The following is a 14,004-nucleotide window of genomic DNA, read 5'->3' as shown; positions in this document are numbered from 1 at the left end:
CTATTTATAACTGAGACTCTTACGGCCTCAAATTAAGTAACTCTTCTATAAAGAACTCACTTCCACCAATTGTACCATAAAACGTACTAGGTTACCTTTAATTCCCGAAGTAAATTCTAATTTTTGAGCCTTCTTTCACTTTAGCTCCTGCTTCTGGGGACTGCTTAATGACTTTCTCTCCGTCTCCACTTATATCAAGCTTCAAATCGACGAGTTGCGTCTGTAAGTCTTTCTTTTTCATACCAATTAAATTCGGAACTTCCACAGTTGGTATATCGCCCCATTTATATTCTCTCTCAACTTGTTCTTTTCTCGGTTTCACTCCCATAACAGGAAGTGCATCCCGAAGAATATTCCCAACAATTGGAGCAGCTACTACTCCACCAAATTGCGTTACACCTTTCGGATTATCAACAGCAACATATACAACAATTTCTGGATCATCTGCTGGAGCAAAACCGATAAAAGATACAATATAATTATTCTCTAAATATTTACCATCTTTCACTTTTTGAGCCGTACCTGTTTTCCCACCTACACGATACCCATCAATGAAAGCACCTTTACCAGATCCTTTTGCTACAACATTCTCTAATGCATACCGAACTTTCTCTGAAGTTTCCTTGGAAATAACTTTTCTTTTTGCTACAGGTGTCTTTTTGCTTACAACTTGATTGTTTTTCGGATCAATAAATTCTTTAGCTATATACGGTTGATACAAAGTTCCACCATTTACAGCCGCTGCTACTGCCGCTACTTGTTGGATTGGCGTAACAGAAACACCTTGACCGAATGAAGTTGTTGCTTGCTCAACTGGACCGACTTTATCTAAATTAAATAAAATCCCACTACCTTCACCTTGCAGATCAATTCCGGTCTTCTGTCCAAAGCCGAAATTACGAATGTATTTAAACAATCGGTCTTTACCAAGGCGATCACCCAGTTCAATAAATCCTGGGTTACAAGAGTTTTGAACTACTTCTAAAAACGTTTGACTACCGTGACCTCCTGCTTTCCAGCATTTCAATCTAGCTCCACCAACTTCAGCTGCTCCATCATCATAAAACGTATCTTTCTCTAAGTCTACTAAATTTTCATTCAAAGCTGCGGCTAACGTAATGATCTTAAATGTTGAACCTGGCTCATACGTACTCCATACTGGTAAATTTCTATTATACACTTCTGGAGAAACACTTTGAAAATCTGCTGGATCAAAGCTCGGCCGACTCGACATACCTAAAATTTCACCATTTTTCGGATTCATCGCAATTGCAATCATACCATCTGGATTATATGTCGACTCTGCAATATTCATTTCTCTTTCCATAATTCTATTAATACGTGCATCAATTGTTAAGCCTAAATTCAAACCAGCTTCTGGTTTTTTGAAATCATCCCCAACATTAGGCATCCTTTGTCCTTTTGCATCTGCAAAAAAACGCACATGACCTTCATCACCATTTAGTTCTTTATCATAGTATTTTTCTAGTCCCATAAGACCTTGGTTATCACTACCAGCAAACCCTAACACGTGTGATAAAAAGTTACCAAATGGATAGTACCGGATAGAGTCCTCTGCGATATAAACACCTTTCAAACTTAATCCTCGTACCTCTTTCGCTTTATCATGTGATATTTTCCTTCCGCCTTTATCTAACCTTACAATCGATTCTTTTTTTGTAATTCTCTTATAGATCTCATCTTTTTCCACACCTAATACTGCAGCTAACTTCTCTGCAGTCTCTGCTGGTTTTTCAATTTGCCTCGGTACAACAAAGACAGTTGGAGCACTTTTATTCGTAGCAAGTTCCACACCATTTCGGTCTAAGATCTTCCCACGTTCAGGCTCAAAAGTAATATTACGACTCCATGAATCTTTCGCACGATCCGTTAACATATTCCCAAGAAAAAATTGCACATATCCAAGACGAATATCGATGATAGTGAAAATAAGTATACCTGATATAAGTATAAAAATAAGTCGTTTTCTAACTGTTACATTTGATACACGCATATTGGAACAAGCCTCCCTTACGCCTAGCTTGTTCCAATATATGCTTGTACTTATTTAATTAGAACTTCTTCTCTTTTACCATTACGGCTTTTCTGCTTCTTGTTGTGGTTCAAGTGGCGGTACAAGTGTTACACCTAACTCTGTACCAGGTTGCAACAATGTTCCTTCTGGTACACTTTGTTCGGTTACATATCCTGTACCAGTAGGTTTTAAGTTAAGCTTTAATGTTTTTGCTAAATTCATAACATCACGAAGTGCCCAGCCTTGTATATTCGGCATTGTAGGTTGATCTCCCACTAAGAACACTCGATCACCCTTCAATGTTTGTTCAGTCGCTTTCGGTACTTGTTGCTGCACTTTCCCTTCACCTAATACGATTGGACGAAGTTTTGCTTTATCAATGGCTTTTTTCGCTTCTTCCATCGTTTTTCCCGTTACATCTGGAACAGCAGTTTGCTGCTCTTTCACATATTTCTTCGGATCTTTCACTTCATTAGGCTTAATCTTTAAATACTCTAAACTATTCTTCGTTACATATTTAAAAATATCAGCTAAAGGTTGTGCGCCGCTCTCATCATCTTTCAATTTTGGCTGTTTAACAGCTACATACACAACAAGTTGCGGATCATCCATAGGTGCCATACCTAAGAACGAGAATATATAGTTCTCTCTTCCCGTCATATAGCCACCTTTTCCATCCGGGATTTGCGCTGTTCCTGTTTTACCACCAACTGAATATCCATCGACTTTATAAGCAGTTCCTGTTCCTTTCGGCGATGTAACAACGCGTTCTAATAACTGTCTTACTTGCGCTGCTGTCTCTTTTGTAACCGGTTTGCCCACTTCTTCTGGCTTATGTTCTAATTTTACTTCCCCTGTTATCGGATCTACAATTTTATCAATTGTATAAGGTTTCATCATTTTCCCATCGTTCGCAATAGCCGTTGCAGCTTGCACAAGCTGAATTGGCGTTACAGTGGAGCCTTGTCCAAAAGCTGTCGTTACTTGCTGTATTTGCTGATCGAATAAAATGGTATTTGAACCTTCACCAGGTAAATCAATATTCGTTTTTTCATCTAATCCGAAAGCATGGATATACTTTCTGAAACGGTCTGGACCAAGTTTTTGATCACCTAAAATAGCAAACGCTACATTGGAAGAGCGCTCTACCCCTTCATCAAATGTGATAGATCCCCATCCAGCACCGCCATTATGATCTTTTATTTTGCGGTTCCCGACTTGATATGTACCAGACTGATAATAATCTTGTCCCTTATACACACCTTCATTAATAGCTGCTGCTAGTGTAAAAATTTTCATTGTTGATCCAGGTTCAAATGCATTTGCAATTGCGTCATTATAAAAATAATTATTATTCTCTTGGTTCGGATCATAACTAGGCTTACTAGACATCGCTAATATTTTCCCTGTTTTGGGATCCGCAACAATTCCTATTAAGCTTTCTGGCTCATAATGTTTACTCGCTTCTTTCATTGCATCTTCTAAATAACTTTGAATACGCTGGTCGAGTGTTAAATATACATTATCTCCATTTTTAGGTGCCTTCACATTCACTTTTCCACCGTCAAGAGATACGCCTCTACGATCGCCTGTATAAGCTACCTCTCCATTGGAAGCACCTAAATACTTATTCAAACTCTTTTCTAAACCAAATTGACCTACAGCGATTCCCTTTTCATCAGGTCTCGCATGACCTACAACATAAGATGCAAAATCACCGTTCGGATACACTCTTGCATTTTCAGTAATAAAAGATATACCTGGTAATTTCAATGCTTCTATTTGTTCTTTCTGTTCTTTCGTCAAGCCTTTACCTAATTTCCCAAACTCTACTTGACTTCTACCCTCTTTATTTAAAATAGCTAAAATCTTCTCTTCATCTTTTCCAAGTACGCCCGCAATTTTCTTAGCAGTATCCTCTTTATTCTCAACAGGCTTCGCACCTTTTAGTTCCGCTACAAGTTTATAAGAGTTTGCATCTTGCGCTAACACATGACCGTTTTGATCATAAATCGTCCCACGATTCGCTTCCAGAACTCCTGTTTTACTATGTTTTTGCTTAGCAAGTGTATCTAAATCCTGATTATGCACTGTTCCTGTCGCTTGTATGTAAAAAAATCGGGCTAATAACAGCAAAAAGAGCAGGAGGAATAAAATCATAAAATACCCTGCTCCCTTATTGGTATGAAATTTAGTCATATTTCTCTTCATTTTCCCTTCACACCTATTGCCTTATTTGAGGCCTTTCACATTATTCGCATTAATTTCTAGCCCGTGTTTTTTTGCAACTTCAGCGATTCGTTCATAACGACTTAACTTCTCTACTTCAGCCTGTAACTCTTGATTTTCTTTTTGCTGCTGTACAATTTTTTGTTCTATTGTCGCAGCTTCTACATTAACTTGATAAAGGCCTGCTTTATTTCCAATAAACGCTACACAGGCATACAATAAAAAGCCAATAAACGCTACATACAACAGTTTTTCGATTCTTGTAATCTTCGCTTTAGCTTTCGGCTGAACCATCTGCTGTGGGGGCGTTTGAATCTGAACCTCTTCTTGCGCTTGTTGCTTGTACTTTACAGCTAAGTTACTCATACCTCTCTCCCCTTTTTATCGTTTTTCAGCGATTCTCAATTTCGCAGAACGCGCTCGATTATTTTCTTCTAACTCTATATCAGAAGGTAAAATCGGTTTTCTTGTAATAAGCTTTAATTTCGGCTTAAATTCATCAGGAATAATCGGTAATCCTGGTGGCAATTGTGGCGTTGTACTATTTCGCTTAAACGTCGTTTTACAAATACGGTCTTCTAAAGAATGGAATGTTATAACACTCACTCTTCCGCCTGGCTTGACCATCTCAATTGCAGATTCCAACGCTTCTTCAAATACTTTCAATTCATCATTTACCGCAATACGAATCGCTTGGAACACTCGCTTCGCAGGATGTCCACCCGTTCTACGAGCAGGAGCTGGAATACCCTCTTTAATTAGTTCTACTAATTCCCCTGTCGTTTCAATAGCTTTATTCTCACGATACGCTTCAATTTTTCTTGCTATTTGTTTTGAAAATTTCTCTTCGCCATACTGGAAGAAAATTCTTACAAGTTGTTCATATGACCAACTATTTACAACATCATAGGCTGTTAATGGGGCATCTTGATCCATTCGCATATCTAACGGTGCATCATGATGGTAACTAAAGCCACGCTCTGGTGTATCTAATTGCGGGGATGAAACACCTAAATCAAATAAAATACCGTCTACTTCTGTTATACCTAATTCCTGTAGTTTTTCAGATAGGTAACGGAAATTACTCTTTACTGTTATGAACTGCTCACCGTATGAAGAGAATTTTTCTTTCGCATTTTGAATTGCTATCTCATCTTGATCAAACGCGATTAATCTTCCGCCTTCAGTTAATTGGGATAATAAATAAGAACTATGTCCTCCTCCCCCCAGTGTACAATCTACATATGTACCACCTGGCTTTATATCTAAGCCATCTACTGTTTCCTTCAAAAGCACTGTTACGTGATTAAACATTGTTGCACCTACTCTTTTTCCAATTAATTATGTTGAATGTATCTCCTCCTCTAAACGCATATTTCACGACTAGAGAACGAAATACTATGAAAGAACGACTCATTTAACTTGCCTACAAAGGCAGCATACTATACAAATCGCTATTTTCTTTTATTATATACTAAATTTTATCATCTTTTGCGGGAATTTAAATAAAAAACTGTCGAAAAAGATAATAATACGTTTACATTTTGTGCTATTTTGTCATATATTTAAGTATCCTGCATAATTACGATATTAGTTTTTTAAAATTAATAATTCAGAAAAATTTCACTTCACAGTAAATTCAACGGGATAAAAATAAAATCCTGCTCCTAAGAGCAAGATTCTATAGTTTTATAACATGATGTTTTCCATTCCAAGAAAACGGTTTTTCCATTACACGATCAACGAAATCTAAACCGAACTGATTTAAATAGTAACATACATTCCACACACGCTCTTGTGGCGCTCCCAATGGACGGATTGCAAATTGTATACGACGGAATTTATTTAGTTCCACTTCATGTTTTTTCTCAACATTTCTTTTCAACATTCTTTCCAACAGTTCAATTTGTTCATTAATTTTGAACTCATTTTTCCCTGCAAACGAACTTAATCCAGGATCTATTTTCTTCACAAACTGTTGTAATGACTTATGAATATCAATTATTTCTTTTTTCGCCTCTACAAATCGTTCATCTATCGGTTCCTCTATTTGATTAGATAGCCAGTTTTCACGCAACTTATCTACGTTATTTAAAAACGGGTCACTCTCTTGCAATTGTAAATCGTGTAAATCTGTCGCTATATCCCTCTCAATATAAGTAATTGTAATACGAGGAACGACAGGCGGCATTCGGAAGCCGATAGTATGGAAGACTTGTTGTAATTCACTCCAGTAAGCTAATTCCCCTGGACCTCCAATAAACGCCAACGTAGGAAATACATACTCTTGCATAAGAGGGCGCGTTACAACATTATTACTAAAGCGCTCTGGGCTTCTTTCCATCTCTTCAATCAATTCCTCATATGAAAAGGAATACGTCCCATCCTTCCCAACAAACTTCCCTTGATTGTCTTCAAGCAACACTCGCTCATTATCAATTTCCATGAATATATGTACTGCATTAGACTTTGTTTCAATAATTGGCTTATATCCTAATTCTTTAATTACTTCCTGTTGGTTATGAAGCCCCTCTTGCACTTCTTTATACTTACTTACAATTTGTTTAAAAAACGGCACTTCTAATTTTCTTAATTCAGGATGATGCGAATCGACAAGAATTAAACCAGAATTCATAAACATTTTCATAATAAGGTGACCAAAGAAATCTACATACGTATTCGATTTCCCTAAAGAATCATCAATAAATCGCAGTACATCCTTTGTAAAATTCGTTTCAGGGTATGTTTTAAAAATTTCTTCAATCCACTTTCTACAGTCTTCCAAAGAAAGCTCAGACTCTGAAGCACTCGCCTTTTTCGGATTACGATCATGAAAAATGGTCTTTTTTATTTTTTTATTCTTCGTTACAAAAGTATGATTAATTTCATCCATATCATGGTCTTCACCAGCAATCCAGAAAACAGGAATAACTTTAACGCCTAAACTTTCTTCCTTTTCCTTCGCAAGCTGTAAAACTGAAATAATTTTATGAATCGTATAAAGTGGCCCAGTTAATAGCCCAGCTTGTTGTCCAGCTATAACAACATATGTATCTTCATCTTCAAGCGCTTTTACATTTTGAATTGTAGCTTCTCCCGCTTGTAATTTTGTATTATATTCTAATAAATGCGCTACTAAATCTTGGCGGAAAAACTCCCTCTCACGCAAATCTTGTACACGCTGTTTAAAAGCATCTTCTGTTAACATATAATCAAAACACGACTGTATCTCTTTTTTACCGTTCATATAGTCCGCTACAACACCTTGTTGCGGAACAGAGATTTCTTTTATCTCCATATAATTCTTCCTTTCGTATCCTGTTCTCTCACCAATCCACATTGTAGTCAATGTTTCACGTAAAAGCAAAGAATTACACTTATACTTTTACTTCTAATCCTTTTATTGCGTCGAACAAAAATTGAAGTGTCGGAACGGATCGTTGCTGTTTCTTCGCTTCTTCTAATACATATCCAACAATCGCACCAATCTCTGTTTGTCTATTCGCCCTTACATCTGCCAGCATAGATGATGTATTATGAGACGTTCTTTCACATACATGACGTACCATTTCCCATACCATTTCTTTTTCTTCTTTAACGAGAAAAACGACTTCCTGGAATACTTGCTCCATCATCTGATAAAAAAACGGGTTCGTAATCAATTCCCCGTTCTTGACCTGTAATAATGCCGTCAATGGATTGATACATACATTCACTACTAATTTTTTGTGCATAACACCCTTCCAATCATCTTCTATTCGAATTGGAAAATGCGGAAAAGGAAAGCAATTAAACATTTTTTCAAAATGTATAGACCGACCGCGCACGATTCCAAACTTCGTTACACCTATCCCTGTATGATAAACGGTATGTCTTTCTTCTTTTTTTGCACCATGCTCTACAATTCCAACTGCAATATTTTCATTCTCTATTTTCTGCATAGCATGAAGGTGTGACATTCCGTTTTGCAAAAAGACTACTGAGGATTTCCCTCGCACAAAAGGTAGTATGTCAGTTATATGATATTGCTTAACAGCAATAAATATATAATCTAGCTGCTGGTCTAGCATACTTTCTATTGGTAATACTGGCGGGAATACAGTTTCACGTTTCCCCTCCCTAATACAAGTTACACCCGTTATATTTAATTCGTCAGCCTGCTTAGCTGTCCTTGTAAACAACGTAACATCTTGATTACTTTTTTGTAAATAAAATGTATACAATAGACCAATAGCTCCCGGTCCCACAACTCCAATTTTCATTTTCACACAAGGAACTCATCTGAACACGATACATAAGTCCCTTTTTCCCCTCCTCTTTTATTCCGCGAACCCCCGATTCATACGGAATCATAATTAACTAAAGATGATCAAATGCCACCTCTTCTTTCAATATGTATATACTACTTATTACTATGCTTCTACTCTTAGTTTAGCAAATCCTCAAAAAAATAATAAAAGAAATACACTATCATCTTCATAAAAATAAAAAAATGAGTTATAATATTATTATAAATATTTTCACTTTTCTGCATTCAATGAGACAAAAAGGATGTGATGTTATGGGATTCCCAAAAGTTGAGCGCTTGCTCATCAATTATAAAACATTAGACGAGTTTAAAAAATTTAAAGGCTGCGGAGCTCAAGAACTATCCATGTTAGAAGAATTACAAGCAAACATTATTGAAAACAATAGTGAATCTCCATTTTACGGTATTTATTACGGCGGATCACTCATTGCACGTATGAGTCTATACATGAAAAGGAACGGCGGGGAACCATTCGAAATTACAGGTACTTACCTAGAACTTTATAAACTTGAAGTATTACCAACTTTCCAAAAACAAGGATTCGGAGAAATGCTTGTAAATTATGCGAAGGGACTGCAGTTCCCAATTAAAACGATCGCACGTATCCATTCAGCTGGTTTTTGGGATAAATTAAATTTCCAACCTGTATCAGTACCTGATGGTGATTTTTACGTTTGGCACCCAGAAACAAATTTGAATGCGGTTACAAATGAAGAGTCTGCATAAGAAATAAAAAAACAGCTACATAGCAGCTGTTTTTTTATTTCTTTAACTTCTCTAATTTCCCATTCGAACGAGCGCTATTTCTTTCCGCTACCATTACACTTCTTTTTTGATCGATATAATCAAGCAACGTTCTATATTCTTCCTCATATACTGATAATCGCTCCAACAGGCTCTCTTTCTCTGTTTGTAACGATTCAATTTGCTGTTGCAACACCACTAAAGAGTTCTCATCTTTATAATTTTGCAAGAAATCAATAACATCATTCAATGTAATTGACGTAGGTTCTAATACCTTCGTCTCTTTCACTTCATAATTTTCCACTTTACGCTGTTGCTTCGCTTCTTCAATACGTTCTTTGTATTGCTTTCTAACGTAAGAATTCCATCTAAAGCCACATGCTGCTGGTGTACGAGATAAATGTCTTCCCACTTCTTTAAAGGCAGATAATTGCGTTCCACCTTCTCGAATATGCCGGAGTACTACTTCTGCCAGAAGCAAATCTTCATCATCAGTCCAAGCATCTTGTCTTGTTGTCGCCATCTCTCTAGTCCTCCCTATGCATTTTTTATTAAACATATGCAGTTACTAGAAAAGATAGAATACAACAAATGAAGAATAAGACAAAAAAAATAAACGTAGAAGATATCTTCTACGTTTATTTTCCCGCAATTACTTGCTGATTACTTCTTTACCTTTGTAAGTACCGCATGCTTTACATACACGGTGAGCTAATTTCGCTTCACCACAGCTTGGGCACTCTACCATACCAGGTACTGATAATTTGAAATGCGTACGACGCTTTCTTTTTACTGTTTTAGAAGTTCTTCTAAAAGGTACAGCCATTCTTCCCACCTCCTTAAAAGAAATAGTTATTTTCATATGAAGGCCTGAACCAGTCTTCCGATTATTTGTCAAAAAACTTTGCAAGTCCTGCCAATCTTGGATCAACAGGCTTTTCTTTGTCTTCTTCCGAAATCACTTGCCAGTCTTGACCTTGCGTCGGTGCTCCACCAGAAACATCATCACTGAAAATTTGCATTGGAATCTCCAAAAGTATATTTTCCTTGATTACGGGCAGTAAGTCAAGTACTTCTCCTTCTAAACAATGAATTTCAGCTTCAGTTTCAAATTCTTCTTGTGAAGTTTGGAACACCTCAGTTGTTTTAATGTCAAATGGTAATGTCACATCTACTAAAGAGCGAGAACATGGTAAAACCATGCTTCCAGTTATATGTAGATGGAACGTAAACTTACCGGAGCCAAAATCAACTCTTCCTGTTACGTGAACAGGATTAATTTCACGAATATCTTTCTCGACCTCTTTTAGCTCACTTACATCTACCATCTCATCCAATGTCAATCCTTTATTTCTCAATTTATTCAATTGATGGATGGACCATTTCATATCATATCACCTCAAGGCAACAAACAAAATTATAGCTAGCCATTTTATATTTGTCAATGTTTTTTCTTTACACTATAATGAAGTCATCATAGTAAATAATATATAGAGTATCACGTTTTTCAAAAAGATGCTACATCGAAAGGAGAGATTACCATAAAAGCCAGTGGTATTGTTGTTGAATATAACCCTTTTCATAACGGTCATGCTTATCATGTGCAACAAACAAAAAAGTTAACACACTCTGATATTACAATCGCTGTTATGAGTGGCCCTTTTTTACAACGTGGTGAGCCAGCACTCGTATCCAAATGGTATCGTACCAAAATGGCCTTAGCATGCGGTGTAGACCTCGTTGTAGAGCTTCCTTATGCCTTTTCAACGCAAAAGGCCGAAACCTTTGCAAATGGCGCTATTTCTATTTTAAACGCCCTACACGTTTCTGAAATTTGTTTCGGCAGTGAAGATGGACAAATCGAAAATTTTTATAACACCATCTCTGTGCAAAAAAGTGAAGAAAAGACTTTTAATCGTCTTGTAAAGCAATTTATGAACGCAGGTAATAGTTACGCAAAAGCTACATCTGAAGCTTTCCTACACATTTTATCTTCTGAAAAAAATATAGACATGTCACAACCAAATAACATTTTAGGCTTCCAATACATAAAAGCAATTCTAATGCAAAATAGTTCTATGCAAGCACAAACGATAAAAAGATTCGCATCTCATTATCATGATGAAACATTTAACGACCAACATATTGCAAGCGCAACAAGTATTCGCAAACAACTTTTTAGTGAAAATAGTTCCTTTACAGAAGTTGAGCCTTTCATCCCAAAAGCGACTGCTTCTCTTTTAGCGAGTTATAAACAAAACTACGGGACATTACATAATTGGGAACAATACTTTTCATTTTTTAAATACAAACTTATGACAATGTCTCCAGAAGACTTACGACATATATATGAAATTGAGGAAGGTTTAGAGCATCGTATTTTATCAAAAATACAAACCAGTTCCTCCTTCCATTCATTCATGGAAGCGCTAAAAACGAAACGTTATACGTGGACTAGATTACAAAGAGCTTGTACACATATTTTAACAAATACAACAAAAGAAGAAATACATTGCGCAAATATAGAGCAACATGCACCATACATTCGTCTATTAGGCATGTCACAAAAAGGACAAACGTACCTTTCAAAAAACAAGAAAAAAATAGAGCTTCCAATCCTTACCCATACAAAAACATTTGACCATCCTACTTTACACATAGAGCGAAAAGCCAATTCTGTATATTTCTCCATCATACAAGAACCATTACGAACACAACTACTAAAACAAGATGCAACACATCACCCAATTCGTTACGATGAAACAACTGCAAAATTCCTATAAAAAAATCTCTCTTTTCAGAGAGATTTTTTTATTTCTTTCCCATTTTTTCCAAATACATTAATGCATCATCCAACGTATCAACTGGCACAACTTTCATTTTCGTTTTAATATCTTTCGCAGCCTCAAGTGCATCTTTATAATTCGATTTCTCCGCACCTTTTTCATTTGGTGCAAAGAACACTTCAGCACCAGCATCACTTGCAGCAACCACTTTTTGCTGAATACCACCAATCGGACCAACTTCTCCCTTTTCATTGATCGTCCCTGTTCCAGCTATTTCATGCCCTCTTGTTAAATCATCTTCCACCAGTTGATTATATATTTCTAATGTAAACATTAGGCCTGCCGATGGTCCGCCTATTTCATGAGAGTCAATTTTCACTTTCGGATCTACCACTAATTCTCTTTCCGTAACGATAGAAACACCTATACCAACACGTCCATTTCCATTCGGAATAGTCTTTACATTTAAATTTTCTTTTAACTGTTTCCCATCCCTCTTGTACTCAATATTTACTGTATCTCCTTCTTTTTTCCCTGTCATATATTCAATAAATTGTTCTGTCTTTTCAAATGTTTTTCCGTCGACGGCAATGATAACATCTCCAAGTTTAAGCTTTCCTTCTGAAGGCATCCCTTTCGCTACACCAGCAACCAACACACCTTTATTTTCAAAAGAAACAGTACGATTTGCACGTTTATAAGCATTATAAATCGCTGCATTTTGCGAATCTTTCATCGCATAATTTTGGCGAAATTGATATTCTTCATCACTTTCACCTTTTTGCAATATTTCTTCCGCTTTTGAAATATGTGTATATTTATTAAACTGTGCCGCTATTAAATTCACTACATTTGCCGGTCCCATTGAAACCGTAACAAGCATAAAATCACCAGATTCTTTTGTTCCCCCTTCAACTTGAACGTAAGGCTCTAATTTGGCAGCCATTCCTGGTTTCGTTACATAATACGGCAGGCGTACATAAACAAGTAACATTGCCAATATAACCCCTATTAAAATTGCATATATAAACCGAAAACGCTTAAACATTATGTTTCTCCTTCCACTGCTCAATTAATAAATGAATATTTGCAACATGCTTTTCCGCTTCTACCTCTCCAACTCGAATAATGTCTTCAATGTTTGTAAAAGCCCGGGAACTAAATTGTTCTACAGCTGGGCGCATCATTAAATCAGATGCAATTTGCCGATTTATCACAAGCTCATGTTGCATAATTTCAATACTCTGCATAATTACATCATAAATAGACGTAACCTCTCCATTTACTTTAATCGGGGATACATCAACAGCAATGACAATATCGGCACCTAACTCTTTCACAACCGATACTGGGATGCGATCAATCACTCCACCATCTACCAATAATCGTCCATCTATTTTCTCTGGCACAAACACTCCAGGTACAGAAATACTCGCTCTCACCGCCTCTGCAACTGGACCACTTGTAAAAACAACTTTTTCCCCCTTTAAGATATCAGTAGCCACAACAGCCGTCGGGATATCTAATTCTTCTAAATTTTTATTATATGTAAACATTTTAATCATATCTTTGACACGTTTTCCAGAAATAAATCCCATTTTCGGAACCGTAAAATCTAAATAATATTTCCTCTTAAAAACATTTGCCAGTTTATACAGTCTTTCAACGTTTGAACTAGCGGCATAAAATGTACCTACTAAAGCCCCCATACTACTTCCTGCAATCATATGAATCGGTATATCATTTTCCCTTAAAACCTTTATAACACCAATATGAGCAAAACCTTTTGCGCCCCCAGATCCAAGAGCTAAGCCAATTTTCGGTTCTTTCACTTTTCTCACCCTTTAATTTTTTTCGTTCCTTTTTCATACTTATGGTCTAAATTCACTACGTATCCACGT

The 14,004-nt window shown here is 36.6% G+C and carries 13 protein-coding genes; 2 read left to right on the top strand and 11 right to left on the bottom strand.

Translation table 11 applies throughout. The features are described 5' to 3' along the window. Positions 1–97: 97 nt before the first annotated feature. The 6 genes from ACTFRS_RS15935 to panE all read right to left on the bottom strand — a co-directional run bounded on the left by ACTFRS_RS15935 (position 98) and on the right by panE (position 8,532). A complete protein-coding gene (locus tag ACTFRS_RS15935; RefSeq protein WP_139866913.1) occupies positions 98–2,014 on the bottom strand; it encodes a stage V sporulation protein D in 1,917 nt (638 codons plus the stop codon). 81 nt (positions 2,015–2,095) lie between these two features. Further along, a complete protein-coding gene (locus ACTFRS_RS15930) occupies positions 2,096–4,246 on the bottom strand; it encodes a penicillin-binding protein (RefSeq protein ID WP_440024698.1) in 2,151 nt (716 codons plus the stop codon). Positions 4,247–4,267: 21 nt separating this feature from the next. After that, positions 4,268–4,630, bottom strand: a complete 363-nt coding sequence (ftsL, locus tag ACTFRS_RS15925) for a cell division protein FtsL (RefSeq protein ID WP_000067081.1) — start codon at positions 4,628–4,630, stop codon at positions 4,268–4,270. 15 nt (positions 4,631–4,645) lie between these two features. Next, on the bottom strand, positions 4,646–5,578 hold the full coding sequence (rsmH, locus tag ACTFRS_RS15920) for a 16S rRNA (cytosine(1402)-N(4))-methyltransferase RsmH (protein ID WP_000481789.1): 933 nt from the start codon (positions 5,576–5,578) through the stop codon (positions 4,646–4,648). Positions 5,579–5,945: 367 nt separating this feature from the next. Continuing rightward, positions 5,946–7,562, bottom strand: coding sequence for a bacillithiol biosynthesis cysteine-adding enzyme BshC (bshC, locus tag ACTFRS_RS15915; RefSeq protein ID WP_242293328.1), 1,617 nt, complete (start codon positions 7,560–7,562; stop codon positions 5,946–5,948). Between the two features lie 79 nt (positions 7,563–7,641). After that, positions 7,642–8,532: a 2-dehydropantoate 2-reductase gene (gene panE / locus ACTFRS_RS15910; protein WP_242293329.1), complete on the bottom strand. Its 891-nt coding sequence runs from the start codon at positions 8,530–8,532 to the stop codon at positions 7,642–7,644. A 293-nt stretch (positions 8,533–8,825) separates the two neighbouring features. On the opposite strand from panE, the gene ACTFRS_RS15905 reads away from it, so the two are divergent. Beyond that, positions 8,826–9,299, top strand: coding sequence for an N-acetyltransferase (locus ACTFRS_RS15905; RefSeq protein ID WP_000506707.1), 474 nt, complete (start codon positions 8,826–8,828; stop codon positions 9,297–9,299). 34 nt (positions 9,300–9,333) lie between these two features. Here ACTFRS_RS15905 and ACTFRS_RS15900 read toward each other — a convergent pair whose 3' ends face one another. The 3 genes from ACTFRS_RS15900 to ACTFRS_RS15890 all read right to left on the bottom strand — a co-directional run bounded on the left by ACTFRS_RS15900 (position 9,334) and on the right by ACTFRS_RS15890 (position 10,705). Beyond that, the gene (locus ACTFRS_RS15900; protein WP_440024701.1) at positions 9,334–9,840 is read right to left on the bottom strand and encodes an RsfA family transcriptional regulator; all 507 of its coding nucleotides are present in this window, start codon (positions 9,838–9,840) and stop codon (positions 9,334–9,336) included. Positions 9,841–9,969: 129 nt separating this feature from the next. Next, positions 9,970–10,143, bottom strand: a complete 174-nt coding sequence (rpmF, locus tag ACTFRS_RS15895) for a 50S ribosomal protein L32 (RefSeq protein ID WP_001984764.1) — start codon at positions 10,141–10,143, stop codon at positions 9,970–9,972. 61 nt (positions 10,144–10,204) lie between these two features. Continuing rightward, positions 10,205–10,705 carry a YceD family protein gene (locus tag ACTFRS_RS15890; RefSeq protein WP_000872145.1) on the bottom strand — a complete coding sequence of 167 codons (501 nt, stop codon included), beginning with the start codon at positions 10,703–10,705 and terminating at the stop codon, positions 10,205–10,207. 213 nt (positions 10,706–10,918) lie between these two features. Between ACTFRS_RS15890 and ACTFRS_RS15885 the strand changes: the two genes are divergently transcribed. Next, complete coding sequence (locus ACTFRS_RS15885; RefSeq protein ID WP_396349950.1) at positions 10,919–12,100, top strand: nucleotidyltransferase; 1,182 nt, start codon at positions 10,919–10,921, stop codon at positions 12,098–12,100. A 28-nt stretch (positions 12,101–12,128) separates the two neighbouring features. Here ACTFRS_RS15885 and ACTFRS_RS15880 read toward each other — a convergent pair whose 3' ends face one another. After that, on the bottom strand, positions 12,129–13,151 hold the full coding sequence (locus ACTFRS_RS15880) for a SepM family pheromone-processing serine protease (RefSeq protein WP_000476306.1): 1,023 nt from the start codon (positions 13,149–13,151) through the stop codon (positions 12,129–12,131). Next, a complete protein-coding gene (locus ACTFRS_RS15875) occupies positions 13,144–13,935 on the bottom strand; it encodes a patatin-like phospholipase family protein (RefSeq protein WP_000662598.1) in 792 nt (263 codons plus the stop codon). Before ACTFRS_RS15875 ends, ACTFRS_RS15880 begins: the two co-directional genes overlap by 8 nt. Positions 13,936–14,004: the final 69 nt, after the last annotated feature.

It is taken from the genome of Bacillus cereus group sp. MYBK139-1 (assembly GCF_051916915.1).
GTDB lineage: Bacteria > Bacillota > Bacilli > Bacillales > Bacillaceae_G > Bacillus_A > Bacillus_A pacificus.
This window is presented reverse-complemented; position numbering and strand designations above follow the sequence as displayed.